21 protein-coding genes and 2 tRNA genes are annotated in these 25,944 nt (G+C 53.2%); 17 read left to right on the forward strand and 6 right to left on the reverse strand.

What is annotated here, in order from left to right; genetic code table 11:
• Positions 1-16: 16 nt before the first annotated feature.
• The 5 genes from NTU47_15390 to ccsA (NTU47_15410) are packed head-to-tail and all read left to right on the forward strand — an operon-like array spanning position 17 to position 4,325.
• Positions 17-691 (forward strand): heme exporter protein CcmB, encoded by a 675-nt coding sequence (locus tag NTU47_15390; GenBank protein MCX6135194.1) that lies wholly within the window; start codon positions 17-19, stop codon positions 689-691.
• A gap of 1 nt (position 692) precedes the next feature.
• Positions 693-1,397 (forward strand): cytochrome c biogenesis protein CcsA, encoded by a 705-nt coding sequence (gene ccsA, locus NTU47_15395; GenBank protein MCX6135195.1) that lies wholly within the window; start codon positions 693-695, stop codon positions 1,395-1,397.
• Between the two features lie 8 nt (positions 1,398-1,405).
• Positions 1,406-1,543, forward strand: coding sequence for a CcmD family protein (locus tag NTU47_15400; GenBank protein MCX6135196.1), 138 nt, complete (start codon positions 1,406-1,408; stop codon positions 1,541-1,543).
• Positions 1,544-1,547: 4 nt separating this feature from the next.
• A complete protein-coding gene (locus NTU47_15405; protein ID MCX6135197.1) occupies positions 1,548-1,937 on the forward strand; it encodes a cytochrome c maturation protein CcmE in 390 nt (129 codons plus the stop codon).
• Positions 1,938-1,952: 15 nt separating this feature from the next.
• Positions 1,953-4,325: a cytochrome c biogenesis protein CcsA gene (gene ccsA / locus NTU47_15410; GenBank protein MCX6135198.1), complete on the forward strand. Its 2,373-nt coding sequence runs from the start codon at positions 1,953-1,955 to the stop codon at positions 4,323-4,325.
• 92 nt (positions 4,326-4,417) lie between these two features.
• On the opposite strand, the gene NTU47_15415 is transcribed toward ccsA (NTU47_15410), so the two are convergent.
• From NTU47_15415 to bshB1, 6 genes are all read right to left on the reverse strand, one after another.
• Complete coding sequence (locus NTU47_15415; GenBank protein ID MCX6135199.1) at positions 4,418-4,792, reverse strand: heavy-metal-associated domain-containing protein; 375 nt, start codon at positions 4,790-4,792, stop codon at positions 4,418-4,420.
• Between the two features lie 83 nt (positions 4,793-4,875).
• Positions 4,876-8,193, reverse strand: coding sequence for a CusA/CzcA family heavy metal efflux RND transporter (locus NTU47_15420; GenBank protein ID MCX6135200.1), 3,318 nt, complete (start codon positions 8,191-8,193; stop codon positions 4,876-4,878).
• A 54-nt stretch (positions 8,194-8,247) separates the two neighbouring features.
• Entirely contained in the window at positions 8,248-9,501 is a 1,254-nt protein-coding gene (locus NTU47_15425; protein MCX6135201.1) for an efflux RND transporter periplasmic adaptor subunit, read from the reverse strand.
• Positions 9,498-10,799 carry a TolC family protein gene (locus tag NTU47_15430; GenBank protein MCX6135202.1) on the reverse strand — a complete coding sequence of 434 codons (1,302 nt, stop codon included), beginning with the start codon at positions 10,797-10,799 and terminating at the stop codon, positions 9,498-9,500. The genes NTU47_15425 and NTU47_15430 overlap by 4 nt, the downstream gene beginning before the upstream one ends.
• Before the next feature lie 548 nt (positions 10,800-11,347).
• Complete coding sequence (locus NTU47_15435) at positions 11,348-12,304, reverse strand: ion channel (protein MCX6135203.1); 957 nt, start codon at positions 12,302-12,304, stop codon at positions 11,348-11,350.
• A gap of 33 nt (positions 12,305-12,337) precedes the next feature.
• Positions 12,338-13,066, reverse strand: a complete 729-nt coding sequence (gene bshB1 / locus NTU47_15440; GenBank protein MCX6135204.1) for a bacillithiol biosynthesis deacetylase BshB1 — start codon at positions 13,064-13,066, stop codon at positions 12,338-12,340.
• Between the two features lie 200 nt (positions 13,067-13,266).
• Here bshB1 and xseA point away from each other — a divergent pair, with 200 nt between their 5' ends.
• From xseA to NTU47_15500, 12 genes are all read left to right on the forward strand, one after another.
• A complete protein-coding gene (gene xseA, locus NTU47_15445; protein ID MCX6135205.1) occupies positions 13,267-14,514 on the forward strand; it encodes an exodeoxyribonuclease VII large subunit in 1,248 nt (415 codons plus the stop codon).
• On the forward strand, positions 14,514-14,753 hold the full coding sequence (locus NTU47_15450) for an exodeoxyribonuclease VII small subunit (GenBank protein MCX6135206.1): 240 nt from the start codon (positions 14,514-14,516) through the stop codon (positions 14,751-14,753). The genes xseA and NTU47_15450 overlap by 1 nt, the downstream gene beginning before the upstream one ends.
• Positions 14,750-16,699 carry a 1-deoxy-D-xylulose-5-phosphate synthase gene (gene dxs, locus NTU47_15455; GenBank protein ID MCX6135207.1) on the forward strand — a complete coding sequence of 650 codons (1,950 nt, stop codon included), beginning with the start codon at positions 14,750-14,752 and terminating at the stop codon, positions 16,697-16,699. Before NTU47_15450 ends, dxs begins: the two co-directional genes overlap by 4 nt.
• A 15-nt stretch (positions 16,700-16,714) precedes the next feature.
• Complete coding sequence (locus NTU47_15460; protein ID MCX6135208.1) at positions 16,715-17,728, forward strand: Gfo/Idh/MocA family oxidoreductase; 1,014 nt, start codon at positions 16,715-16,717, stop codon at positions 17,726-17,728.
• A gap of 77 nt (positions 17,729-17,805) precedes the next feature.
• Complete coding sequence (locus tag NTU47_15465; protein ID MCX6135209.1) at positions 17,806-18,609, forward strand: SAM-dependent chlorinase/fluorinase; 804 nt, start codon at positions 17,806-17,808, stop codon at positions 18,607-18,609.
• Between the two features lie 16 nt (positions 18,610-18,625).
• Entirely contained in the window at positions 18,626-19,513 is an 888-nt protein-coding gene (locus NTU47_15470) for a class A beta-lactamase-related serine hydrolase (GenBank protein ID MCX6135210.1), read from the forward strand.
• Between the two features lie 107 nt (positions 19,514-19,620).
• A complete protein-coding gene (locus NTU47_15475; GenBank protein MCX6135211.1) occupies positions 19,621-20,379 on the forward strand; it encodes a hypothetical protein in 759 nt (252 codons plus the stop codon).
• Between the two features lie 101 nt (positions 20,380-20,480).
• Positions 20,481-20,840, forward strand: a complete 360-nt coding sequence (gene secG, locus NTU47_15480) for a preprotein translocase subunit SecG (GenBank protein ID MCX6135212.1) — start codon at positions 20,481-20,483, stop codon at positions 20,838-20,840.
• A gap of 62 nt (positions 20,841-20,902) precedes the next feature.
• Positions 20,903-20,975, forward strand: a tRNA-Lys gene (locus NTU47_15485).
• 417 nt (positions 20,976-21,392) lie between these two features.
• Positions 21,393-21,478 (forward strand) — tRNA-Leu (locus tag NTU47_15490).
• A 508-nt stretch (positions 21,479-21,986) separates the two neighbouring features.
• Positions 21,987-25,112 carry a hypothetical protein gene (locus NTU47_15495; GenBank protein ID MCX6135213.1) on the forward strand — a complete coding sequence of 1,042 codons (3,126 nt, stop codon included), beginning with the start codon at positions 21,987-21,989 and terminating at the stop codon, positions 25,110-25,112.
• A gap of 205 nt (positions 25,113-25,317) precedes the next feature.
• On the forward strand, positions 25,318-25,944 hold a 627-nt coding region (locus NTU47_15500), incomplete at its 3' end, for a UvrD-helicase domain-containing protein (GenBank protein MCX6135214.1).

A 25,944-nucleotide genomic window follows, 5' to 3' on the forward strand; every position in this document is an offset into this window, starting at 1 on the left:
TTTTTGACAAATGGGTATGAGAGCAATATCGAGTACACTGGCCCTGATCAGAAAGGATGTGCATTCTGAGTTACGGACGCGTTATGCGCTGAATGCTCTCCTTATGTTTGTGGTGACCGCAGTGTCGACGATAGTTTTCGCACTCCGCTCTGATCAACCGACCTCAAGCGTCCTTTCGGGACTGTACTGGGTCGTGGTTTTCTTCACCGCGATGTCCGGGCTTTCACGAACGTTCGTCAGCGAGGAAGAGCGAGGGACGACGATGACCCTGCAACTCGTCGCTACGCCGTCGACTGTCTACTTCGCGAAACTCCTTTTCAACACGGCGCTGACTCTTTCGCTTACGGTTGCGGTCACAATACTCTATATGACCGTATTTTCGAACGCTTTCGTGATCAAAACATTGTCGATCTTTGTCGGGACGGTGGTGCTCGGGAGCCTGGGTTTTGCATCCGCATCGACAATTATCGCTGCCATCGTCGCAAAGGCGAATACGAGGGGAACGCTGTACCCTGTTTTGTCGTTTCCTATTCTGATTGTACTCCTGATGACTGTCATGGAGGCGACGACGAAATCCCTCGACGGGCAAGAATTGAGCACTGCACTCGGAGATTTCCAGATCCTTATCGGCTATATCCTGGCGATGACCGGTGGATCGTACCTGCTTTTCGACTACGTTTGGAAGGATTGATATGAAATTCGCGAAGTACGGCTCGATATTCCTGATCACGTTCGTCCTGATCGCGGGACTCGCAATTCCGCTCTCGCCGACGCCCCAGGGATGGCTGGAGTTTCCTCGTATCCCGGGTCTCGAGGAGAAAGCGCGCAACATTCTGTATCACGTTCCGATCGCCTGGACCACGGTGGTTGCCTTCCTGGTCGGGACGTACTACGGTTTTCGGTATTTGAAAACCAAGAATATGGAATACGACATCATTTCAGTTTCCTCTGCCGGTTTGGGATTCCTATTCTGTTTTCTCGCGACTGTGACTGGCGCGATCTGGGCCAAATTCAATTGGGGATCGTTCTGGAACTGGGATCCCCGCGAAACGTCAATATTCGTCCTCTTGCTCATCTATGGAGCATATTTCGCCCTCCGTTCTGCGCTGGAGACTGATGAAAAACGGGCGACGCTGTCGGCTGTCTATTCCATTATCGCAGGTATCACGGTCCCCTTCTTCATTTTTGTTATGCCTCGGATCATGAGCGGCTTGCACCCTGGCGCAAAGGGTGATCCGGACGGGTCAGGTCCGGTTGTCCAGTTGAAGATGTCGCCGAATATGCTCGTGATCTTTCTGCTTGGCTTGCTTGGATTTACTCTTTTCTATATCTGGCTTCTCAATGTGCGGGTCAGGATTGCAAAACTGGAACATGAACGTTCTTCTCATCAGTCGTGAGGATTGCTATGATGGAATTCTTTAGTCAGAACCAACTGTTTATCGTGATGACGATAGTCCTGATCATCTGGGCAGGGATCGTCTGGTACCTGATGCGCATAGAAAGTCGCCTCAAGCAACTTGAAGATCATTCGAAGAAGGGTTGAACGCATGAAACTGAAAATCATCATTGGTGGTATCGTCGTGATCGCCGGGATTATCCTGGGCGCTCTGAATTTCGTGGAGTCGAACGTCGAGTACGCGAATTTTTCCGCGGCGGAGAAAATGAGCAAGAAGGTACAGGTAAAAGGGGAGTGGGTGAAAGAGCAGGGAACGAGTTTCGACGCCGACAAAGTGAAGTTCTCCTTTTATATGAAGGATGACGCCAACCGCGTCGCGAAAGTTGTTCTGGATGGTGCCAAGCCGAACAACTTCGAAATGGCGACAAGCGTTGTGGCAAAAGGGAAGTTCGTGAACGGCGAATTCCATGCGACGGATGTTCTCACAAAGTGCCCGTCCAAATACGAAGGAACGTCGGAGGCAGTCAAAAAAACTCTCTAATCAGCGGAGAAGGCTATGCTCGTGTTGGGTGTGATCGCAGCAAATATTGTTCGTCTTGCTCTCCTGGCCGCGCTTGCCGCGGCCTTTTTTTATTTTCGTAGCGTGCGTAAGGGGTCTCCTGGCCTGCTCCTGTGGGCACGGAACTGCTATCACCTTGCCACGCTTTCATTGATCGGTTCGGCATCGATCCTCCTGTATCTGATTATTACACATCAGTTCCAGTATAAATACGTCTGGGAATACAGCTCAACGACTCTCCCCCTTCCGTTGCTCATGTCAACGTTCTACGCCGGCCAGGAGGGGAGCTTTGCGCTCTGGGCGTTGTATACCTCGGTGATCGGGGTTATCCTTATGCTTTATTCGTCTCGTCGAGACTACGAAGGCGAAGTGATGTCCGTCTACTCCCTGATCCTTTCGTTTCTGCTCCTGATGCTCGTCGTGAAGAACCCGTTCGCTCTCATTTGGGATAGTTTCCCTGCGGATCTCATCAAGTCCGGGCCGATACCTGCGGGACTTGCAAATGTTGTCGTGCTGGACGCGGCCAAGGGCATTTGGGCGCAGTTTCCGAATGAAGGACGAGGCCTCAACCCGTTGCTTCAAAACTACTGGATGGTGATCCATCCTCAAATCCTGTTCACCGGTTTCTCCTCGATGGCTGTTCCGTATACACTCGCTGTTGCTGCACTTTGGAAACGTGATTACACTTCGTGGATTCGAATCGCCACCCCGTGGGCGGTCTTCGGGTCAATGGTGCTTGGGACCGGTATCATTATGGGCGGCTATTGGGCGTATGAGACTCTGGGTTGGGGCGGCTTCTGGGGGTGGGACCCGGTGGAAAACTCATCTTTGATCCCGTGGCTCATCTGTCTCGCGTCGATCCACACCGCGTTGAATCAGAGAAAAAGCGGAGCGTTCGTGAAGACGAATTTCGTCTTCAGCTTGTTGACGTTCCTGATGGCGCTCTACAGCACATTCCTGACGCGCAGCGGCGTTCTCGGCGATACATCGGTGCATTCGTTCGTGGATCCCGGCATGTGGGTCTATTGGCTGTTGCTGGCGTTCATAGCGGTTTTTACGGCCATCGGCTTCGGATTGTTTTTCAAGCGGATGAGGGAGATGCCCGTAGTACCCATTAAGCACTCTTATTTTTCCAGAGAGTTTGCGTTATTCCTTGGGGCGTTCACACTCAGTTTCGTCGCTCTGTTCGTTGCGATCGGTACCTCATCGCCAATCATTACTTCGATCTTGAAGGGGAAAGCTTCTGCAGTTGAAGTGGGATATTACGTGAAAACGAACCTGCCTCTTGGCATCGTGATCTGTTTCCTTTCGGGTTTGGGGCAGCTGTTGTGGTGGAAGCATTCCAACACCCGTTCGCTCTTGAAGAGTATGCTGATACCGGGGGCGTTGTCTCTTGGCGTGACGCTTCTTGTCCTCGTGATGCTCGGCCCGGAGGACGCCTTGATACTCCTTTTTGCATTCTGCGCGGCGTTCTCGCTGTTCTCCAACATCCAGGTGGGCTATGGTGTGTTCATGGGGAATCCGAAGTTCGTGGGGGGCTCCATCGCACACATAGGTATCGCCGTGATGTGCCTTGGATTCATAACGTCCGCGCGATACGATACCAAAGCGACCGTCTCACTGGAACGCGGTAAACCAGTTGAGACGTTGGGATATCGCCTGACGTACCTCGGATACAAGGAACTCGATAGCGAGCGGTACGCCTTCAACATCCAGGTGGAGCAAGGGAACATCAAGAAGATCGTTTCTCCTCTGATGCGCTTCAATACGCAGGAAAACACAACGATACGCAATCCGGATATCATCAACTTCATAAGCAGAGACTTCTACGTCTCACCGGTCAGCGTCGAAGAAGGCGGGCAGGCTCAGGAGGTCCCTCTGCGGTTGCCGAAGGGCTCACCGCAGCGACTCAAGGATCTCGAGCTTGAGTTCCAGGGCTTCGAGTTCAAAGACGACCAGCGTGCTGCCATGGCTGAGGGGAAAGAATTCTTCATCAACGCCAAAGTCAGAGTGAGTGACGGGAAGCAGAAGAAGGACATTCAGCTGAAAATGAAAAGCGGTCCGGCGGGGGCAGAGTTCATTCCAACCCCGTTCGTGTCTTATGAAGGGAAGGCGTATGAGTTGGCCATCAAGCAGATGATGCCGAGTCAGAGCGAACCGGAGAAGTCAGTCGTGGAAGTCACGGTGCGATTGCCTGTCGATGAGTCTACTCCGAAGAAGGAAGATACTTTGGTTGTCGAGGCAAGCGTGAAACCGATGATCAATCTTGTGTGGGCCGGGACCATCACGCTCATCATCGGGTTCCTGCTGACGATACTCCGTCGTGTCGAGGAAGCACGTCGTCAGGGAAATAAATGGGAAGGGGAGTAACGATCCGGTAACCTGGGACCGAAAATGAAAAGTCCCGCGAGGCGCTGCCTGGCGGGACTTTCTGTTTCTGTGAGGTGTGCCTGAGGAGAGGGCTACTCCTTTGTATCGGTTTTGCAGCAGGCGTCCAGTTTCTCGTATGCGGCAGGATCACGCTTGATGTTGTTCGCGTCGTAGCCGGCGTTTGAGATGGCTTTCTCGATCTGTGAAAGCGAGACCTTCGTTGACGCGTACGTCACCGTGGCGGTCTTTTTCTTGAGATCGATCTTTGTCGATTTGACACCTTCAACTGTTTTCAAAGCCTTCGTAATTGTGCTGACACACATGCCGCAGACAACAGTCGGCACTTTGACGATGGCTGTTTCAACCTTTGCTGCAGTTTTTGTCGTTTCAGCCTTCGGTTTTGTCTGGGCCGACAATACTGAGATAGCCAGCACTGCGATGACGATAAACGAGAAGATCTGTTTCATAGGAGTCTCCTTTGTGATTGTGTATGGTGTGCTACCGTTGATTGTAAAGATACATCAGTACTTTGATTACCGCACCAATCGGGTCAATCTTTCATCCAGCCCGACATATGGGAACGTTTGAGAGTCCCTTTTTTCAATGACCGCTCCTTCATGTATGTGAATAGTATGGGAGTTACGACCAGGACGTGTATGGTGGACGTGACCAGTCCCCCTATCATTGGGGCTGCGAGCGGCTGCATGACATCTGCTCCGACGCCTGTGCTCCACATGATGGGAACAAGGCCTATCATTGCCGTGGCCACTGTCATCACTTTCGGTCGAAGGCGAAGCACCGATCCTTCAACGGTTGCCTCAGTAATGTCCTGATTTGTTATAGTCCCGCGACGACCTAACTCGTGGTCCCGGACTCGCCTGTCGAGGGCCTCGTGGAGATACACGACCATCACCACGCCTGTCTCGACAGCAAGTCCGTACAAGGCGATAAACCCCACCCAGACAGCCACGGAGAGATTGTACCCCAGGATGTAAACGAGATATACTCCTCCGATGAGCGCGAATGGAACGGAGAGCATCACAACTAGCGCTTCCAGAAAATCCTTCGTTACAAAATACAGCATCACGTAGATGATCAGGAACACGAGTGGCATCAGGATAGTCAGCCGCTCCTTTGCCCGTATCTGGTTCTCCCACTGCCCGCTCCATTGGACTGTGTATCCCGCCGGTAAGACGAGTTGCTTGTCGAGTACTCCCTTTGCCTCATTCACGAAACTTCCCATATCTCTTCCACGGACGTTGAGGAAGACGATAGATCGTAGTTGTGCGTCCTCGCTGGATATCATGGGGGGACCGGGCGCAACAGAGATCGAGGCGAGCTGGCTGAGAGGCACGTAGCTGCCTTTGAACAGCGATCCCGACGATTGGTCCGGCGCTTTCGATCGAGGGGCCGGGACCGTTGCTGACATACTAGAACCGGACATTGATCCCCCTCCTGAAGAAGCTGAAGAGGAGGTCGTCATCTTCGTCGATCCTGACGGACTCATCGTGTTCGTCGGGACGAGCAGACCTCGAAGCGCCTCCAGATTGTTGCGGAAGTCTTGTTGGTACCGCACACGGATCGGAAAACGTTGCCGCCCCTCGATCACTGTTCCGATGTTTTCTCCGCCGATAGCCGTTTCAATGACGTCCTGCACATCGCCGATGTTTATCCCATAACGCGCAACGGCGGCACGGTCGATGTCGATATCGACAAACAATCCTCCCTGTGTTCGTTCGGCATAGAGATCTGCTGCGCCGGGGACCTGCCGAAGAATCTGTTCGGCGTGAATGGCGAGCTGTTCGAGGGTGTCAAGGTCTCTTCCGAAAATCTTCACGCCCAGATCGGTGCGAACGCCCGTCGAGAGCATGTTGATCCGGTTGATGATGGGTTGAGTCCAGCCGTTTCGGACTCCCGGAATCTGCAGCTTGGCATCAAGCTCGGCGATGATGTCGTTGGTCGTGAGACCTGGGCGCCAGTGCGACTTTGGCTTCAGGAGGATAATACTTTCAATCATGCTTACGGGGGCAGGGTCGGTGGAGGTTTCCGCTTTACCTGCCTTCCCAAGAACGAGCTCGACTTCGGGGACGGACTTGATGATCTGATCCTGCGTTTGCATGATGCGATTCACCTCCGTGATCGATGCGGAGGGGAGTGTTACCGGCATGAAGAGCAGGCTTCCTTCGTCGAGCGGGGGCATGAATTCTGACCCCATTCTGATGAGCATCGGTACGGCAATGACGAGTGCGAGGATGTTCAGACCGATCGTTGTCTTCCGCCACCGAAGCACCCAGTGGATGATCGGCGCATAGAGGTTGTTGAGAACCCTGGTAACCGGATTCCTGTTCTCTGTTCTGAACTTGCCCCGTGTCAACATCGTCATGAGCATTGGAACAAGTGTTATCGCGATGATGGCTGAGCCTGCGAGCACGAATGTTTTCGTGAAGGCGAGCGGGCGGAAAAGCTTGCCTTCCTGTCCCTCAAGAAGAAAGACCGGCAGGAACGAGACGACCATGATTGCCACGGAATAGAAAATAGCCGGTGCGACTTGCTTTGCAGAAAGGATGGAAATCTCCACATAGTCTTTCGTTTCCAAAGTCCCTTTCTCTTCCTGCGCACGGGCGACGTTTCGATAGGCGTTCTCAACGAGAACGATGGAGGAGTCCACAATGACCCCTATGGCGATCGCAATCCCTCCGAGCGACATGATATTGGACGTGACTCCGAACAGTTTCATGAATATGAAGGCGATCAGAACTGCGATCGGTATTTCGATGATGACCCGAAGGACACTCCGGACATGAAGAAGGAAGATGAGGACGATCAGGGTCACAATCAGCGCTTCCTCGACAAGCGCTTTCTTCAAGGTGCCAATTGCAGCGGTGATGAGGTCGCTTCGATCATACGCCGTTTTGATCTCGACCCCCCTGGGCAGGCCCGGAGTGATCTCTGTGATCCGTCGTTTCACTCTGTCGATGACATCCTTGGCGTTTTCGCCGTACCGCATCACCACAATGCCGCCGACAGCTTGTCCCTCGCCGTTCTTCTCAAGCGAACCGCGCCGCAAGTCCGGACCGAGCTCCACCGTTGCAATATTTCTAATGTAAACGGGGATTCCGTTCGTGCCGGTTGATACAACGGCATTCTCTACATCATGCACGGATCGAATGTATCCCTGGCCACGAACGAAATACTCGGCGTCGGACATTTCGATGATCTTGCCGCCGACATCGTTGTTCGAGCGCATGACAGCGTTTTTGATGTCACCCAGCGAAACGCCGTATGACTTCATCTTTTGAGGATTGATGTTCACCTGATACTGTCTGACGAATCCTCCCACGGAGGCGACCTCTGCCACACCCGGGACGCCCTGCAGGTTCAGCTTGATGTACCAGTCCTGAATCGCGCGCAAAGCTCCGAGATCGTATTTCCCCTCCACGGTGTACCAGTACACATGCCCGACACCTGTGCCGTCCGGGCCAAGTTCCATTTTTGCGCCAGCGGGAAGTGCAGATTGAACGGTCGAGAGTTTCTCGAGAACCCGGCTGCGCGCCCAATAGAGGTCTGTCGACTCGTCGAAGATAATGTAGACGAATGACATCCCAAACATTGATTGAGCTCGAATGGCATGGACTTTTGGCACACCCTGCAACGCTGTGACCAGCGGAAAGGTGACCTGATCCTCTATGATCTGCGGGGAACGTCCCATCCATTCGGTGAAAACAATCACCTGGTTCTCAGACAGATCCGGGATCGCATCTGTCGGCGTATGGATGACCGCCCAGATGCCCCAGCCAGCGATGAAGAGGTATACCAGGATCACGATGAATTTGTTCCTGGAACAGTAATCGATGATGTGTTCTATCATAGCCAACCTGAATTCTGTGTCGAAAAACGAATTGAGCCTGCCGGGCCCTCGGTGCTATTTCTTGTGTTCTCCCGTCGCTGCAACCTGGAGTTGGCTTTCCGAATCAATAAGGAATCCACCTGAGACCGCAACTGCCTCTCCCTCGTTCAATCCATCAAGCACCTGGTAGAAATCGCCGGCTCTGTGTCCCAGTTTGACAGCCCGCGCTTCAAAGTGATTCGCTTCTCCTTCTACCCACACCACACTGTTTCTTCCCGTAGTGATGACCGCCGACGCCGGAACGACGATTGCCTTTGCAAGAGAAATGTGAAGAACAGCCTGAGCGAACATCTCTGGTTTCAGCTTGTAGCCAGCGTTGTTCAACGACGCCCTCACGCGGACTGTTCTGGTGGAGGGTTCAACAACTGCTCCAATGAAAGACACGGTTCCTCGAAACTCTTCTGACGGATAAGCATCGATGGTCGCCGTGACGATCTGGCCGAGTTTAACCGCCGCAAGTTCGGATTCATAAACCTCCATCTGGAGCCAGACGGTGCGGAGGTCCGACACGTCAAAGAGAGGGTCGCCCGGAGCAATGTATTGCTGGAGGTCGACATTCTTTCTGATCACCGTCCCGGAAACGGGTGAGTGAACAGTGACGAGCGTTTTGACGATTGAGGTCCTGGCGAGTTCGTCGATCTGCGTATCTGTGAATCCCCAGTATTGGAGCTTCGATCTGGAATTCTCGGTGAGGAGTGGAGCTCTGCGTTCTGAATGGTCAAGTACTTCCGTTTCCCGAGTCGATGTTCCAAGCGTAACCAGAAACTCACGCTGAGCCGCAATGGCCTCGGGGCTGTAGATGTCGGCGACCGGATCGCCGCGTCTGACTTGCTGTCCGGTGTACGAGATAGAGAGTTTCTCGATCCGGCCTCCAAACCGCGCTGTGATTTGCTGCGTGTTTGGCTCGGCATTATAGATCTTTCCCGCGAGGATGAGCTCCCTCGTGAGGGATCTCGATTCCGTTTGGAATGTCGCGACGTTCGCGAGAACCTGTCGTGCGGTCGTGAGGTGCACGGATCCTGACTGATTTCCAGATTCGGCTGATGTTTCAATCTCGGAGACCTTCACCAGCGTCATATGACAGACAGGGCACACTCCTGCTTTGTCGCTCCTCACCGACGGATGCATTGGGCAGGTATAGTAATCAGATGCGGCCTGGCGATGCGCTTCATTGTTCGCGGAGTCGCGGCCTTCATTCTTTGACCCGCAGCCCGAAAACGGCAGCCCGAACGCGGTGAGGATAATGAACAACGAAATGAAATATCTCATTGATGATGGTCCTTTCCAAAGGAAGCAACGAATTGAATGTCGGTCACCCCAACGGACCGTTCTAGCGATGCAAGCGTTTCCTGATAGCTCATTTGTGCCATTGCGTAATCGAGTTGCATTTCGTTGAACATGCGGTATCCGTCGAGAACCATCATGTAAGACGTTGTTCCGGTCTCGTATTCACTCAGAAGAAGCTGGATGGATTGGCGCAACTGAGGCAGTATGGTATTCCGGATTGTGAGGAACTGCGTCTCCAGGGATTGCAGCGATGCGTAGCCTGAACGGATTTGCAGCTCCACATTGTTTTGTGAAGCCGTGTACATTGACGAGATCATCAGGTGTTCTGCCTCTGCTTCCTGAACTCTCGAAGTCGCCTTCGCAATTGACCAGGGAGCGAAGGGAAGGGTGATCCCGGCGGACACGCTCCACCGGTTCTCCATCATGACTGGCATGCGGACGTATTCGACCGAGAACTTGAAATCGGGGAGGTATTCCTTCTTCATCAAGCTGATCGTCAGAGATTTTTCCAGGACGTTGAGCGAATCGTGCATCAGCATTGGCCTGTTGCGGTGTGCGTACGCCAGCAGGGCGTCGATTGTTGGAAGAGGAACCGGTCCGCGGGCTACATCAATCTGACCGATTGGTGCCGTTGACTTGCGATTGAGGAGCGCCCGCAGGGTGCTCTCACTGCTAGTGATTTGTTCACGAATCTTTGCTTCGTTCATCGAAATCCTGGCAAGCTCGATGTTGGTCTTCAGGACCTCCTGCTGTGACGCTTTGCCCACGGTATAGGCGGTCTCAGCGGACCGCAGGATTTTCGTCAGGATATCCCTGTTCGATGTATTGAGGGTCAGCGATTCACGGGCGAACCAGAGCATCGCAAGAGAGGTTTTCAACTGAGCCACGATCGCAAGCACGGTCTCCATGTGCTCATGCTGAGCATGTTCCGTGAGGAGTTCAGCGATAGAGCGCTGTGTGGAGAGCTTGGCCGGGAATGTGACGACCTGCATGAGCTCGATATTGGCGAATGTGGCCTTGTTGAAGTCGGTACCCGGGATTTCCATGAGCTTGAAATTCAGTTCGGGATCCATGAGAGCGCCTGCTTGTGGAACGCGCGCACGCGCCGCCTCCATTTTATGCATCTCGACAGCGATCTCCGGGTTTCGTGAAAGCGCTTCTGTGATGAGTTCTTGAATGTTCTCTGCCTTTGCGTCGACGGACAAAGGATGCACGCTTTGTGCCATCGCAGTCTGTAGGAAGAGAACAGCCAGCAGAAGCATCGCGTTGGCGTACTTCATTGTTGCTCCTTGGTTTAGATGTGGCTATGTATCGAGACTGAGGAAATGGCCTCTGAGGGCAATGCAGGGAAGAACGAAGAATGCTAAATGAGTAAAGCGGAAGAAAGGAGATAAATTGGGTTGGGCGAAACCGGTGGTCCCGTGTCGGATGCATAGTGAAACTGCTCTGGATGCGCGGGATCCGCTATGGGCATTGTCATTGCTGACAGAACGAGAACAACTTCGGCTGCGGGGACTTGATATTTCGCAGAGCCAAGAAAAGGCATTGTGTTGCGCTCCGCCACGACCACATGGCTGCAGCAGTTCGCGCCCTCAAAAGAGATCGAAAGTCCTTCGCTGGGCGCACTGTTACAGTCGCAGACCTGGCCATCGCTCATCATCGGGCAAACGAACATGACGATCGGGAGCCCTACGTTGAACAACGTGAATAGACCTGCGAGCGCGTATGCAACTACTATGGTAGTCCGGGATTTCATTTGCTGAGATACGATGAATGCTTCTAATTCTATAGATTCAAGGTACTGAACAGAGGACTCAGACGCAAGGTGTCAGTCAACACGCTCCACATCGTCCAGCTTGCGCAGATCTACCCGGATATTTCCTTCGGAGGGGAGATACATGTCAGCGAACTTCGCGCCCCAAACAACTTCCCTGTATTTGTATGACGATCTCACGTGCACCGACTGGGATGATGTCTCATCGATGCCAGACAAGAGTATGATGAATTCCGCGTCTGACGCGGCGAGTTGACTCTGCGCAACGTCGGACAACGGGCTTTCATCGTTGATAGGATGAACGACCACCCAGTGGAGCGGAAAGAGCTTTACGCTGCTCCTCTCGAGCTTGAGCTCGTGAAACTTGCGCGACAGTTTGCCAGCGTGTTCTTCCATGCGGCTGAGTACGACCGTGGCATGGACCTCGACAAGCTGTGTGTTCCGGGCATTCACGATTCTGAACTCAAATGCGGTCAAGTCTTTGTAGGGTGCAATCACTGCCCGTTCGCTGAATACGATTTCAGCGTTCGGGCGGGAGAATCTGGCAAAAGCAAGCCCGGTCGCGAGCGCGAAACCAAGTCCTCCGACGAGGGCCTGTATCGTGACAAGGAAATTCGCAGCGAAGCCGGAGGGACTCAGCCCGCCGTAGCCGATCGTGGCGAGAGTCTGTACGCTGAAGAAGAACGATTCGAGGAAACGATCACCGATTGATACTGCCTGTGATCCTGCAAGCGCCCCCGGACCGCATAAAAAATAGCCGAACGCAAAAATGAGGTTTGTGGTGAAATAGAACGCTATGAGCAGGAGAAAGAACGTCCCCCACGTCATTCGAAGGAGTGCATGATAAACGCTCAGGGAGCGGAAGAAAGAGAAACCTGTCCGGGAGACATTGAAGGATCCATCACGATTGACGAAACGTTCGTGGCTCTGCTGGAGGACCTTTGACCCGAATCCAAGATCGCGGTTGTCCTCGTCCAGTCTTTGTGTGGTCTGTGATCGTCGACGAATCATGGGTTTGAGTGCACAGCCGTTTGGTGCGCTTGCTTAGCGCTTGTGGATGATGAGGTCGAACACGTCCTTGACACCAAGAGAATAGTGGGTCAGAAAAGGCTCACCGTACTTCACCCCGATGCGCTGGCCATAGTACTTTGCGCGGGTTTCAATGGTTTCCAGAAATTCAGGGCTGCTCAGTTTTGTTTCGGGATCGCTGCTCCTGGGATTGAAGAACTGCGATGTGTGCGCCCTGACAGCTTTCATCTTCGTTTCGTACGAACCGGTAATGTCGACGATGAACGAGGATTCGAATTCGTGCCACTGCATGAATTCAAAATAATGATGCGGACGATGCGGGAGCTGCCTGGCGCCCCCCTGAGAAGTCTTCAGCTTCTGAAGCCCGGAGTAGTACCATGCTTGTTTGGCAAGATGGTGTGTGCTCACATGATCCGGATGCCGTTCAACAAAGTGAGGGATAATGAGAATGGCTGGTTTGAGCTCCCGGATGAGGACTATGAGCTTCTGCACGTTTGACTTGTTGACTTCAACATTGCCGTCGGGAATGCGCAGATTGCGCCTTGTGCTTACGCCGAGGATGTGTGCAGCGTCCTGTGCTTCTTTGGCGCGGATCTCTTTCGTGCCGCGGGTTCCCAGCTCCCCTTGAGTAACGTCTGCGAGGGCGACTCCGTAGCCTTGCTTGACGAGTTTGGCGATCGTACCGCCGCAGGACAATTCGATATCATCCGGGTGGGCTCCGATGGCGAGGACGTCTGTTTTCATGATTCTCCTTTGTGGCAATGATTCGAAAATATACCTATAGCCCGCTTGAAAGACAAGGAGGGCAGCCGGGATTTGACCGCGCTCGTACTCTAAGGTCAAACAACCGAAGTCCCAAAGAAGTGCCGCCTGAGTAATGAAGTCGATGTGGATTCCAGTTCCAGTTGGCTGGCGATCCCGAAGGGCCGGAAGGAACATTCTTCGTGCTCTCCATCGCAATGTTTCTTATATTCAAAAAGAAGGAGGTCTATGAGTCTCCCCACATGACAATAGAAAAACAGGTCATATCTGTCACAGATATCACGCGTCAGATCAAGTTCTCGCTCGAACAGCGGTTCACGAGGGTCTGGATCCAGGGAGAGATATCGAATTTCAAACGGCATACTTCTGGACATCTCTACTTCACCCTGAAAGACGAAGGAGCGCAGATCTCCGCCACGATGTGGCGCAGCAGGGCTTCCGGGCTCCTTTTCACGCCTGAAGATGGCATGAAGGTCATTGCCCGCGGCGGGGTCACCGTCTACCCACCGCGCGGGAGTTACCAGATTGACGTAGATCAGATTACGCCCGTCGGCGTTGGCGAACTGCAGATTGCCTTCGAGCGGCTGAAACAGAAACTGGCAGCGGAAGGGCTGTTCTCTGAGGAAAGAAAGCGCCCGCTTCCTCTCTTCCCTGAAAGAATTGGAATCATTACTTCTGAAACCGGTGCTGCCTTGCAGGACATGCGGACAGTGCTCGGCCGGCGGTTCCCGGCTGTTGAAGTGGTGCTCTTGTCAGTTCGTGTCCAGGGTGCTGGCGCATCGGACGAAATTGCGCAGGCGCTCCGGGAAATGAACCAGTACGGAAACGTGGATGTGATCATCATCGGGCGGGGAGGTGGGTCACTGGAAGATCTCTGGGCATTCAACGAGGAGATTGTCGCCAGAGCAATCGCGTCGTCGAAGATCCCGGTTGTGAGTGCAGTGGGGCACGAAATCGATTTCACAATCGCCGATTTTGTAGCCGACCTTCGCGCACCGACTCCATCCGCTGCAGCGGAGCTCGTTGTGCCGGACCGGCTGGAGCTTCTTGAAGTTATTCGCAACAATGAGTATACTATGAGGCAATCGCTGCTCCAGATGATTGCAGCCAACCGCGAACGGATTGGCGGCCTCGTTTCAAGCTATGCATTCAACAGGCCGAGAGACCTTATTCGCGAATTTGTTCAGCGGATTGATGAACTTTCCCGGTCGATGAGCGTCAACCTCGCTCATCGATACGAACGGGCCGCCCAGGATGTCGATTCGCTGTCGAAAAGACTCGTTGGTGTCGGTCCCTCCAATATCCTGAAACGCGGGTATGCAATTGTGCGGAAAGGGAAGGATGTGGTGACGCGTTCCGGTGAACTGCGGCCCCATGACGAAGCTGTGATAGAGTTCCACGACGGTAAAGTCGCTACGAAGGTGCAATGATGGGAACGAAGAAAACGCCGAAGGGATCGTTTGAACATTCGCTCAAGCGGCTGGAAGAAATCATCGACTCGCTCGAACAGGGAAAGGTGACGCTGGACGAGGCGGTAGGGCTCTATGAAGAAGGAATTGCGCTTTCGAAAGAATGCGCTGAGAAACTCAAAGTGACCGAGCTGAAAATCAGGAAACTGGCGAAGTCGGTCGACGGAGAATTTGAAGTCACAGATTTGGATCAGGAATGAGCGATTCACAACAGCACTACGAGTTTTTGAGCAAGATCAATCTCCCGGAAGACCTCCGCAAGCTTGAGGTGAAGGACCTTCCGAAGGTTTGCGCTGAGGTGCGGGAGTTCCTCATCGACTCCGTATCGAAATCGGGTGGTCACTTCGGAGCCGGCCTCGGCACAGTTGAACTTACCGTGGCGTTGCATTACGCATTTCACACGCCGAAGGACAAGCTCATCTGGGATACCGGACATCAGGCGTATCCGCATAAGATACTGACGGGGCGAAAGGATCGGATGGAGACGATCCGGCAGCTGGGCGGATTGAGCGGTTTCCTCAAGCGGAATGAAAGCGAGTATGACGTTTTCGGAGCCGGGCACGCCAGTACGTCGATATCGGCGGCGCTCGGGATCGCGACCGCGAGGGACTTTGACGGGGAGAACTTCAAGGTTGTCGCGATCGCTGGTGATGGATCGCTGACAGGCGGGATGGCGTATGAGGCAATGAATAACGCGGGCCTCTTGAAGAGAGATATGATCGTCATTTTGAACGATAATGAAATGGTCTCGCTCTCCTCTGTCCGCCCGACCCTTTGGTCCCTGCACAATTACTTCTCAGAAGCGCTGACGCACCCGTCATACAACAAGTTCAAGACGAATGTGTGGGAGTTGACAGGCAAGCTGGATACGTTTGGAGACCGCCTCCGGTCGGTTGCTCAAAAGGTCGAGCGCGGTGTGAAAGCGGTTGTGACACCGGGAATGATGTTTGAAGCCCTCGGGTTTCGCTATTTCGGTCCGTTCAATGGGCACAATGTCTACAAGCTCGTAGAGATCTTCAAACATGTTCAGGATCTGAAAGGTCCCATCCTGATTCACGTACGGACGATGAAAGGGAAGGGATACGCTCCCGCCGAGAAAGAAGCGACGCGCTTGCACGGTGTGACGCCGTTCGACAAAATCACGGGAATTTCGCCAAAGAAACCGCATGAATTGCCAGCGTATACCAAAGTCTTCGGAGAGGCATTGGTTGAAGTGTGCAGGCTGAATCCAAAAGTTGTCGGCATCACCGCTGCGATGCCGGACGGGACCGGTCTTACCCTGCTTCACACCGAATTGCCCGAGCGGTTCTTTGACGTCGGGATCGCGGAACAGCACGCAGTGACATTCGCTGCCGGATTGGCCACAGAGGGCTACATTCCGGTGACGGCAATATACTCGACGTTTCTCCAGCGCGCATTTGATCAGGTTGTCCATGACTGCGCCATCCAGAAATTGCATGTAGTGTTCGTGCTCGACCGGGGCGGACTCGTAGGAGCTGACGGTCCAACCCATCACGGCGCACTTGACCTTTCGTACCTCCGTTGTGTGCAGGGGATGGTTGTCATGGCGCCAAAAGACGAACAAGAACTTCGCGATATGTTGTTTACAGCTGTCGAATACAAGGATGGGCCTATAGCTCTCCGTTATCCCCGCGGCAATTCCCTTGGCGTGTCTTTGAGGAAAGGGTTTCAAAAGCTGGAAATCGGTAAGAGCGAGACAGTTCGGATCGGGAAGCACGTTGCGCTGCTGGCTATAGGCAACATGGTGCCATCCTCGCTGGAGGCGGCCGAGTTGCTTGCGGCTGAAGGTATCGAAGCTGAAGTGGTAAATATGCGGTTTGTGAAACCCCTTGATGATGAGGCCGTCCGATCGGTTGCGCAACGGATTGGCTCCGTTGTCACTGTGGAGGACAACGTGACTGACGGCGGGTTTGGTTCAGCAGTGCTCGAATCGTTGAGCAGGCAGGGGCTGACAGGTGTGGCCGTGAAGCTTCACGGACTGCCGAACGATTTCGTGGAACAAGGAACACCGGGCGAGCTCTACCGAATGTCGAATCTCGATGGGCCGGGAATCGCGCGGGTGGTTCGCGAGTTTCTTTTCTCCCGCAAGAATGCGGGAGCACCTCAAGCGGCAGGATCCAGATAAGAAACGGAAGACGCTATGCAGAAAGTGCGGATTGCAGTTGTCGGGATGGGAACGATCGGTCAGACTGTTCATCTCCCCATTCTCGCGAAGATACCGGAAGTCGAGATTGTCGCGGTCTGTGACCTGGAGGCATCCAAGGCTGAATTCGTTTCAAGAAAATACGAGATCCCCAGATACTACACGGACCTCGAGGAGATGCTGAAGACTGAAGAGGATCTTGACGGGGTCGACATTTGCACATCGACGTTCTCTCATCTTGATGCTGCTGTTGCGTCGCTCGAGGCAAAGAGGCATGTCCTGGTCGAAAAGCCACTTGCGAGAACTCTCGACGAGGCTGTGAAGATCGTGAATGCCGCAAAGAAGAATCAGCGGAAGTTGATGGTCGGCATGAACAATCGATTCCGGCCGGATGCGATGATCCTCAAAAGCATGATCCAGGGGGGAGAATTGGGCAAGATCTTCTACGCGAAGGCCGGATGGCTGCGCAAGTTGAAGACGACGAGCCCCTGGCTTACGAAGAAGGAGAAGTCCGGCGGGGGAGTGGTGCTTGATCTGGGTATCGTGATGTTCGACCTTGCGTTCTGGCTTATGGGTTTGCCGGAGGCAAAAGAAGTCATCGCGTCAAATTACTCCCACAACACCAAGGGTGTGGAAGACTCATCGGTTGTCTTCATAAAAATGAAGAATGGTTCGACGCTTACTATTGAATCGAGCTGGTCGTTCGAGTCGGAATCAGATTTCTTCTATTGCGATTGCTTCGGGATGGACGGGGGAGGGTCCCTGAATCCCTTCCGTATCATGAAGCGGATGCATGGAAACCTAGTTAATGTCACGCCCGCGTCGCATGAAACACCGCAGACGTTGTACTGGAAATCGTATGACAATGAGTTGCGGCATTGGGTAGGTTCGCTACGGGGTCTGCATCCGGTGCTCTCAACCGGAGATGAAGCGCTCCACCGGATGAGAATTGTGGACGCGATCTATCAATCTGCGAAAAAAGGGAAGAGCGTCGTCGTGAAAGCGTCGTAGATAAGGTCCCTGCGCGTCCAGTTCTCTGCCGTGCGCGGCGCTGTATTGTCTTCCGAGAACTTCCATTCAATCCCGCCATGTCAAGAACTCAGCCTCTGGTTGCGCTCCTCACAGATTTTGGGTTGTCTGATCACTACGTCGCGTCGATGAAGGGAGTTTTGCACTCGATCTCTCCGTCGTTGCATGTAGTGGATATCAGTCATGAGGTCGAGGCGCACAACCCAGCCCGTGCGGCGTACGCGATATGGGCTTCGTATCGTTCTTTCCCGAAACGCACGGTTTTTGCATGTGTGGTGGATCCTGGTGTTGGCACGTCGAGGGAGATAGTGATAGCCCAAACCAGTCAGCACGTCTTTGTCGCGCCTCAGAATGGCATCCTTGATCTAGTACTATGGTCAGAGAAGGTAAATACAGTCACCGTCGTCCAGTTCGAGAGCAAGAGGGTTCGCACTATGCTCCCGCCCCTGGTTTCGAATTCTTTTCATGGACGTGACGTCTTCGCGCCGCTCGCTGCACACCTTGCAATGGGGATAGCGCCACGCTATCTCGGGACGAAACGGCTCGTAGATTGGGTGCAAGCTCCGTTTGTCGACGAATCGCATCCCTCTGTCAAAGCGAGTATACTTAGTATCGATCGATTCGGGAACATCATCACAAATGTCGCTTGCGTTCGGTTTCAGCGGCCCCCTGGCTTGATAGGCATCAAGCTCGGATCAAAGAGGATCGCCAGGTGGATAGAGAACTATGATTCAGCGCCTCCTGATGTTTCGTGTCTCATCGCAGGGAGCAGCGGACTTGTGGAAATTGTCATGAAAAGACGGAATGCGGCTGCGGCACTTGAAGCGAATCAACTTGATTCACTAGAGATCATCAGGCAATGAACTGGGAATCTCGAAGATGAGTCGAACAATAATTCTGATTCTTATGACACTTGTCCCAACTGTTGTTTCAAGTCAGAATCTCGAGAATCTCCGGACTGACATTCGCCAGATGCTCAGTTCAGCTGAGGGGACATTTGCTGTCGCGTTCAAAACGTTGGATGGCAGCGCCGATGTCATGATCAATGAGAGGGCGATGTTCCATGCAGCGAGCACGATGAAAACCCCTGTGATGATCGAGGTCTTCCATCAGGCGGAGGAGGGGCGCTTCAGACTCGATGACAGCCTGACCATACGAAATGAGTTCAAGAGTATTGTCGATGGTTCTCCGTACCAGCTTGATCTTGGAGATGACAGCGACGAATCGATGTACAAACGCATCGGGGGCAAAGTCTCCATCCGCGAACTCGTCTGTCAGATGATTACCGTGAGCAGCAACCTCGCGACAAATATCTTGATTCAGCTCGTTGACGCAAGGAACGTCACTGCCACGATGCGGAAACTCGGGGCACCTGATATCGAGGTGTTGCGTGGTGTGGAAGATTCGAAGGCATTCGAGAAGGGGTTGAACAACCGTACGTCCGCTCATGATCTTGCGCTTGTTTTTCGCGCTCTTGCAGTTGGGAAGGCGGGTAACCAATCGTCCTCCCGAGAAATGACCGACATTCTTCTTGCCCAGAAGTTCCGGGATATCATTCCGGCTTTGCTCCCACCCGATGTCAAGGTTGCTCACAAGACAGGCAGCATCAACGGCGTTGAACACGATTCGGGCATCGTGATTCTCCCTGATGGCCGAAGGTATATCCTCGTCGTTCTATCCAAAGATCTGAAAGACGCAGCCAAGGGGAAAGCGGTTCTTGCAGCGGTTTCAAGACGTATCTTTGATTTCATGATGGAAGCGAGGTAGATCTGTTATACGTCGACATGCTGCTGCGCTGTTGGCGGAACAAGATGAGGACTGATGCATCGCGGAAGAACGCAGGGCGTGCGTTGAGGCAAGAGAGAAGGTAGTGTATGGGGCGGAGGATCATTTACAGAATAGAAGACAACAGCTCGAATCGATTCTCGGAGGAGGAGTGGGATGAAGTCGAGCGTCTGCAACATTGGTACAATTCCGAATTTGCCTGGAGCACGGGCCGCCTTGCGTTCAAGCCTTATGTGGTGTTCCCGAATACGGAGGATTTCGAAAACCTCGACACGCCAGTCTGGGAGGTAATCTCCAAGAGACATCAAGTGCTTCGGGATGCCGGGCTCGGCGAGCGCGCCATTATCGCTCAGATGGAGAAGGACAAGCTCCTGGTCGTCAAATGGGGAGGCTATTACGATAACTGCCTCGCTAGCGGGTTCACGAGGGTTGCTGACAATGAGTGGAACGCGTATCTGACATGTGATTTCCTGCTTAAGGCGTCAACCCTTCTTCCCAGCGTGACGATCAGTGTCAAGGACGAGGGAAAGTTCATCAAGACCGGGTGCGTACAACTGCACAATGCGTCTGCAATCCTTCCGCATGATGTGATCGCAGACGATGGCGAGGCTGAAGAACTGTTCCGGATGCAAAAGGTGTTTGCTGTCGTCGACGAGGGCAAGTACAATCGCCATCCGTCATTCCGGAACATTATTCCGGAATTCAACAAACTGAAGGCAAGCGAACGCAAAAAGCTTGTTCGTAATTGGAATTGGCTCGGATATGAAGGAAACTTCGATGCTGGCGGAGACGACGAGAAAGGCTTCGACCTGAATTCAAAGGTCAGATCGTTCGGTTCAGGGGAGTAAAAGGCCGTGCAGGAATTGCCTTGCATTTCTCCCCTCTGCAGAGTATATTAATTTCGAACCCCAAAGTAGTTGGGGTTTTTATATGTCATAGAGGAAGACCTATGTATACGTTCTTCATATCAGTCGAAATTCTGATCAGTATCTTCTTGATGGTTGCGGTATTGATGCAAGCGAGCAAGGGGGGAGGGCTCGCCGGGACTCTCGGTTCGAGCAATCTTGGGACGGTCTTTGGCGTGCGCAGGACATCTGATTTCTTGACCAGGACAACCACAATCCTGGCAACGCTGTTCATGGTGCTTGCGTTGTTCATCAATCTCGTAGTGTTGCCCCGGACAGAGAGAGCCTCGGAGAGCGTCATCCAATCTGGGCCTCAGCCAGCAGCATTGCCGCCGGCAGAGCAGCCGATCCAACAACCGGCCCAGCATCAGCCGGCTCCGCAGCAAACTCCTGCGAAGAAGTAGTTTTTGGTTGTCTCAGCGGTTACCTTGTTCGCCCAGAATGCTGGGGCAGCAGGAATGTAGTCGCACCCATGGCTCAATTGGTAGAGCAACTGACTCTTAATCAGTGGGTTCCAGGTTCGAGTCCTGGTGGGTGCACAGCAACGAGAGGGGTCCGCCAGAAGCGGACCCCGATGTGTTTCTGGGTATCGTCGAAGATCGGCTCATCCGATTTGCCCTGACGTTTTCCGATGCTTCGTGATCGGAGGACTCGCTCTTTGTCGTTGTTTAGAGCGGAGTTGCCGCGGCGTCAAAGGCCAGCGGCCTCAGTTTTGTATTTCGCGAGTTTTATTTGTACTTTTACACCAGTGAAGTGCTCTGGCACTGAATCCAGGTTTGCCGAAGTGGCGGTATTGCCTGCCCGCTTTACGAGCGCACGATACGCAGGCGTTGTAAACTAGACTCAAAGCATCGAGAAGGGCTGCTTCGAGAAAGGTATCTCAAGAGTGGTCCAGGTCCTGCGTTTCTTAGAAGCGCAATCCCGACGGTGCCCTGATCCTGAACGAATAGTCACTTGCCGAAGTGGCGGAATTGGTAGACGCGCTGGACTCAAAATCCAGTTTGGCTCACACCAAGTGGGGGTTCGAGTCCCCCCTTCGGCACGAATCTTCTATGGAGGATGTTGATGCGCTAAGGATACGATTGTTCCACACTCGACATTTGTAGTATCCTAAAACATCCTTGCTTCGAAAACTCGCCATAGCGCTTCTTACGCTGGTACCCTTCATTCTCCAGGCCCAGGACGACTCGAGCCGATCTCCGGCTGGTCTCCATCATCTCGCTATTTTTCCGTTAACATCGACTGACTCATCATTCTCCTTGCCACACACGTTCGTGGTTCAGGGAAGTGAAAGAGTCGTTCTCGATTCACTGCGTGTCTTGCGTCGCGGTCTTGACTATGACATCGAGTATTTCCGCGGGATAATCACATTTCGCCGTGAGTGCTTGGAAGCCCTGTTCGCAGACTCGTCGATTCATGCCATAAGCGTTCTATACGAGATCCCTCCATTTTCCCTCCGGCGGCAATACTCGCACCGGACTCTCACATCACGTCGCGACTCCGTAGATGGTACAAGCCGAAAGGTGGAATCATCATTGACCAGGTTTTCGATGGATGACGTCTTCGGTACGGGGTTACAGAAAAGCGGCTCCATATTTCGAGGACTTACGGTCGGATCGAACAGGGACCTGTCGCTTAATTCGGGATTTCGCATGCAGCTTGCCGGGAAACTATCGTCAGATCTTGACATTGTCGCTGCCTTGACGGATGAAAATGTCCCCATACAGCCTGAAGGGACAACCCAGACACTTCAGGAATTGGATAAAGTATTCATTCAGCTGAAAAGCCCCCGGTACGGAGCTACGCTGGGTGATTTTACGTACGCCATTCGTGTGGAAGATGGCGGAGAGTTCGGGCGACTTTCGAGAAAACTGCAAGGAGCAAACGGCACCGCTTCGTTGCGTGACGTGTTCGGTCAGGGGAGCGCACTCACAATCGGCATAACGGGAGGCACGACCCGCGGTAAATATACGAGTAACCAGTTCCAGGGTATTGAAGGCACCCAGGGGCCATATCTTCTGACGGCACTGGATGCTGGCATCAGACCAATTGTGATTGCTGGGACAGAGAAGGTGTTCATTGATGGTCAACCGATGACTCGCGGAGAGACGAACGACTATACTATTGACTATAGCACTGGTGAACTCTTCTTTTCAGCCAGGCGGCTTATTACGAATGCGTCTCGCATCACCGTCGACTTCGAATACACCGATCGCCAATTCACACGCAACCTGGTTGGAGTTTCTGCTGAGGCGACCGCTCTGGAGAATCGACTCCGGATGTTCACGTCAGTCACGCAGGAGGCAGACGATCCTGCTTCGCCGATCGATCTGGCGCTTAACGATAGTTTGAGGTCTGTGATCGCTGCAAGCGGCACTGACCGGTACAAAGCCAGTGTGAGCGGATTGAACTACGCTGGTCGCGATTCGCTCACGCTGAAAGGCCAGGGGCAATATGCGCTCATGGACACTCTCCTCAACGGGAAGCGACGCTCGTTTCTCGTCTATGCGCCGGGAGATGCGAGAGCATACTATACGGCGACGTTTGCGCAACTCCCTGACATGCCGCCCGATTCGCTGGGTTACAATAGATCCAGCAGGGGAGGGTACGTCCTCGCCGGCTTGGGGAAGGGAAATTATCTTCCTGTCCAATTCCTGCCAATTCCGGAACTGCACAGGGTCCTCAATGGGCGGTTGAGCTTCGCGCCACGATCTGATCTCACGCTCAGTGCCGACTACGCGCTCAGTTCCTTTGACCGGAACAGATTGTCAGCTTTGAGTGCTGTAACCAACCAGGGCGGCGCATACAAAATCAGGGCAGAATATCGCCCAAAAGAACTTCAGATCGGTGCGTTGAAACTCGGTGACCTTGGAATCAGCTTGTCTGAGAGATTTGTGGATCACCGTTTTGTCTCCCTTGACCGTTCCAACGAAATCGAATTCAACCGGAACTGGAACATCGTCGGGCTTGCCGGTGGAGATGAGGACATTCAACAGGCTGAGGTGACATACAATCCCACGCGCAATATTGAATTCAGCGCTGGATACGGTTTGCTCGATCGACAGGGGAGCTTCCGTTCAACGCGGGTGACGACAAACATTGCAGTCACAGACTCCTCCTTGCCTTCGATGAGGTATGGATCCGAGCTCATTCGCAGCAGAGATCTCGTCACACTGGTGGAGTCGGATTGGATACGCCACAACGGAACGATTGCTGCGACGATTTGGAACATGGAACCCTCAATGAGAATTGAAACTGAGGAAAAGCGGGATCGATTCGGTGGGATGGATTCTCTTCAGCGGGGCAGCTTTCGATTCATCGAAATCGCTCCTGGAATTACGTTGTTCGATCTGGAGCCCCTTCGTGCAACGGCGGAGATTCAGATGAGGAGGGAGGATAGCACTTCTGCGGGAACGTTCACGAGAGCGTTCAACGCATTGACACAGCTGTATGATGTCCGGTTGAGGGAGTGGAAGTCCCTCTCATCGTCGATCTCGCTGGCATTGCGGCGCACCGACTTATCGGAGGAATTCGCCGCCCGCGGCGGGATCGCGGCGAACACAATGCTCGTGCGTTCTCAACTCCGGTATTCTCCCTGGCAACGGGCTGTTGACGCTGACGTGTTGTACGAGTTCGCGCGCGAGAGATCTGCGTCGATGAGGCGCGTGTTCGTCAGAGTCCCAAGAGGGACAGGCAACTACACCTACAAGGGGGACGTAAATCAAAACGGGATCGCAGACGAGAGCGAGTTCGAACTAGCCAGGTTCGACGGGGAATTCGTGGCAATCTACGTCCCGGGCGATCGATTTGTGCCCGTTGTAGATTTGAGGACCGGCGTGCGTTTGCGATTTACACCTTCCAAGTTGTTTCCACAGCGCCATAGTATCCTTGAGAAGGTTCTCGCCTCGCTCTCCACGGAGACAGTTGCGCGAGTGGAAGAAAAAAGCACCGAACCGGATGCGTCTCAGATCTACTCCCTCCGCCTCTCAAGATTTCTGAGTGATAGCACAACGATTGCTGGGACGAATCTCTTCACGCAGGATGTCTATCTTTTCGAATCCGACCCGACCTTTTCATTGCGTCTTCGTTTCAATCAACGGGAAAGCCTGCTACGGCTCGTAGGTTCAGTCGAGAAGACCTACATGGGTGAACGGAGCGCTCGCCTCAGGACTCAGCTTCTGAAAGAAATTGGCAACCAAACAGAATTCAGCAGCAAAGTAGATCAAATGAATTCGTCAATCGATTCTCCGCGTGAACGCGATTTGCAGTCTACAGCATTGAAGACGGAGTTTTCGTATCGTCCCTATCCGGAATGGGAAATTGCGTTTGGGTTTGGCGCGTCGCAAATCGTCAATCGTTTTCTAGGCGCTAACACGACGGCCAATCTGAACAATCAGTTCATTCATCTCACGTATGCGATTCTTTCTCTTGGCCAATTGCGCGGAGAGTTGGACCGGGAAGATGTCCAAGTTGATACCCCCGTCCATGGAGTTTCACAGGAGTACCCGTACGAGTTCACGAATGGTGAATCCATCGGGAAGACTCTCCTCTGGCGGCTTGCTTTTGACTACAGGATTAGCCAATATATTCAGATGACCGTGAACTATGACGGGCGTTCAGAGGGGGGGCGTGGATCAGTACACAATGCTCGGGCGGGGGTTCGGGCCTTTTTCTGACAACTCTGCTTCTGATTGCTTTTTCCCTGCGATCGAGAGTGTTCACATCACCCGGTGGATGCCTGATAATTATCCATTGACTCATTCAAACAGGAGTGAGGTTCCAGGGATCTTCTCCAACGAGCATCTCCCGTTTCTTGCCTTTCGTCTTCGAATTAGCTATACTCAGAGCGTTTTTTGCCCCACGTACAGACTATCAGGTGACATGTCCTTTCTGAAAGATCTCAACCCGGTTCAGCAAGAAGCAGTCAAAGCGCTGAATGGCCCGGTTATGATTATTGCCGGAGCGGGAAGCGGGAAAACGCGCGTCCTTACCTATCGGGTCGCCTACCTCATCAGCTGCGGGGTTCCGCCATATCAGATCCTCGCGCTGACATTCACGAACAAAGCCGCGAAAGAGATGAAGGAGCGTATCGTGAGGCTTGTAGGCGACAAAGCCTCGGAGGTCTGGATGGGCACATTCCATTCGATGTTCGCCCGCATACTCCGCAAAGAGGCACCGCTGCTGGGTTATGACAGGGCGTTCACAATCTATGATTCTGATGATTCACAGAGTGCCATACGACGCTGTATGGAGAGGGTAAACGTATCGACCCAGCAGATCACGGCCCAAACCGTTGCCTCCCGGATCAGTGCCGCGAAGAATCAGCTCATCCCTCCTGCAGAATACGCTCAGCTCGCCTCCGATTTCCTCGATGAAAAGATCGGGTCGATCTATGGTGAGTATGTAAAGCTTCTCCATCGCAGCAACGCAATGGATTTTGATGATCTCCTGATCAAGCCGATAGAGTTGTTTCAGAAACATCCCGACGTGCTTGAGAAGTACCATCAT

It is taken from the genome of Ignavibacteriales bacterium, from assembly GCA_026390595.1.
GTDB lineage: Bacteria > Bacteroidota > Ignavibacteria > UBA10030 > UBA10030 > UBA9647.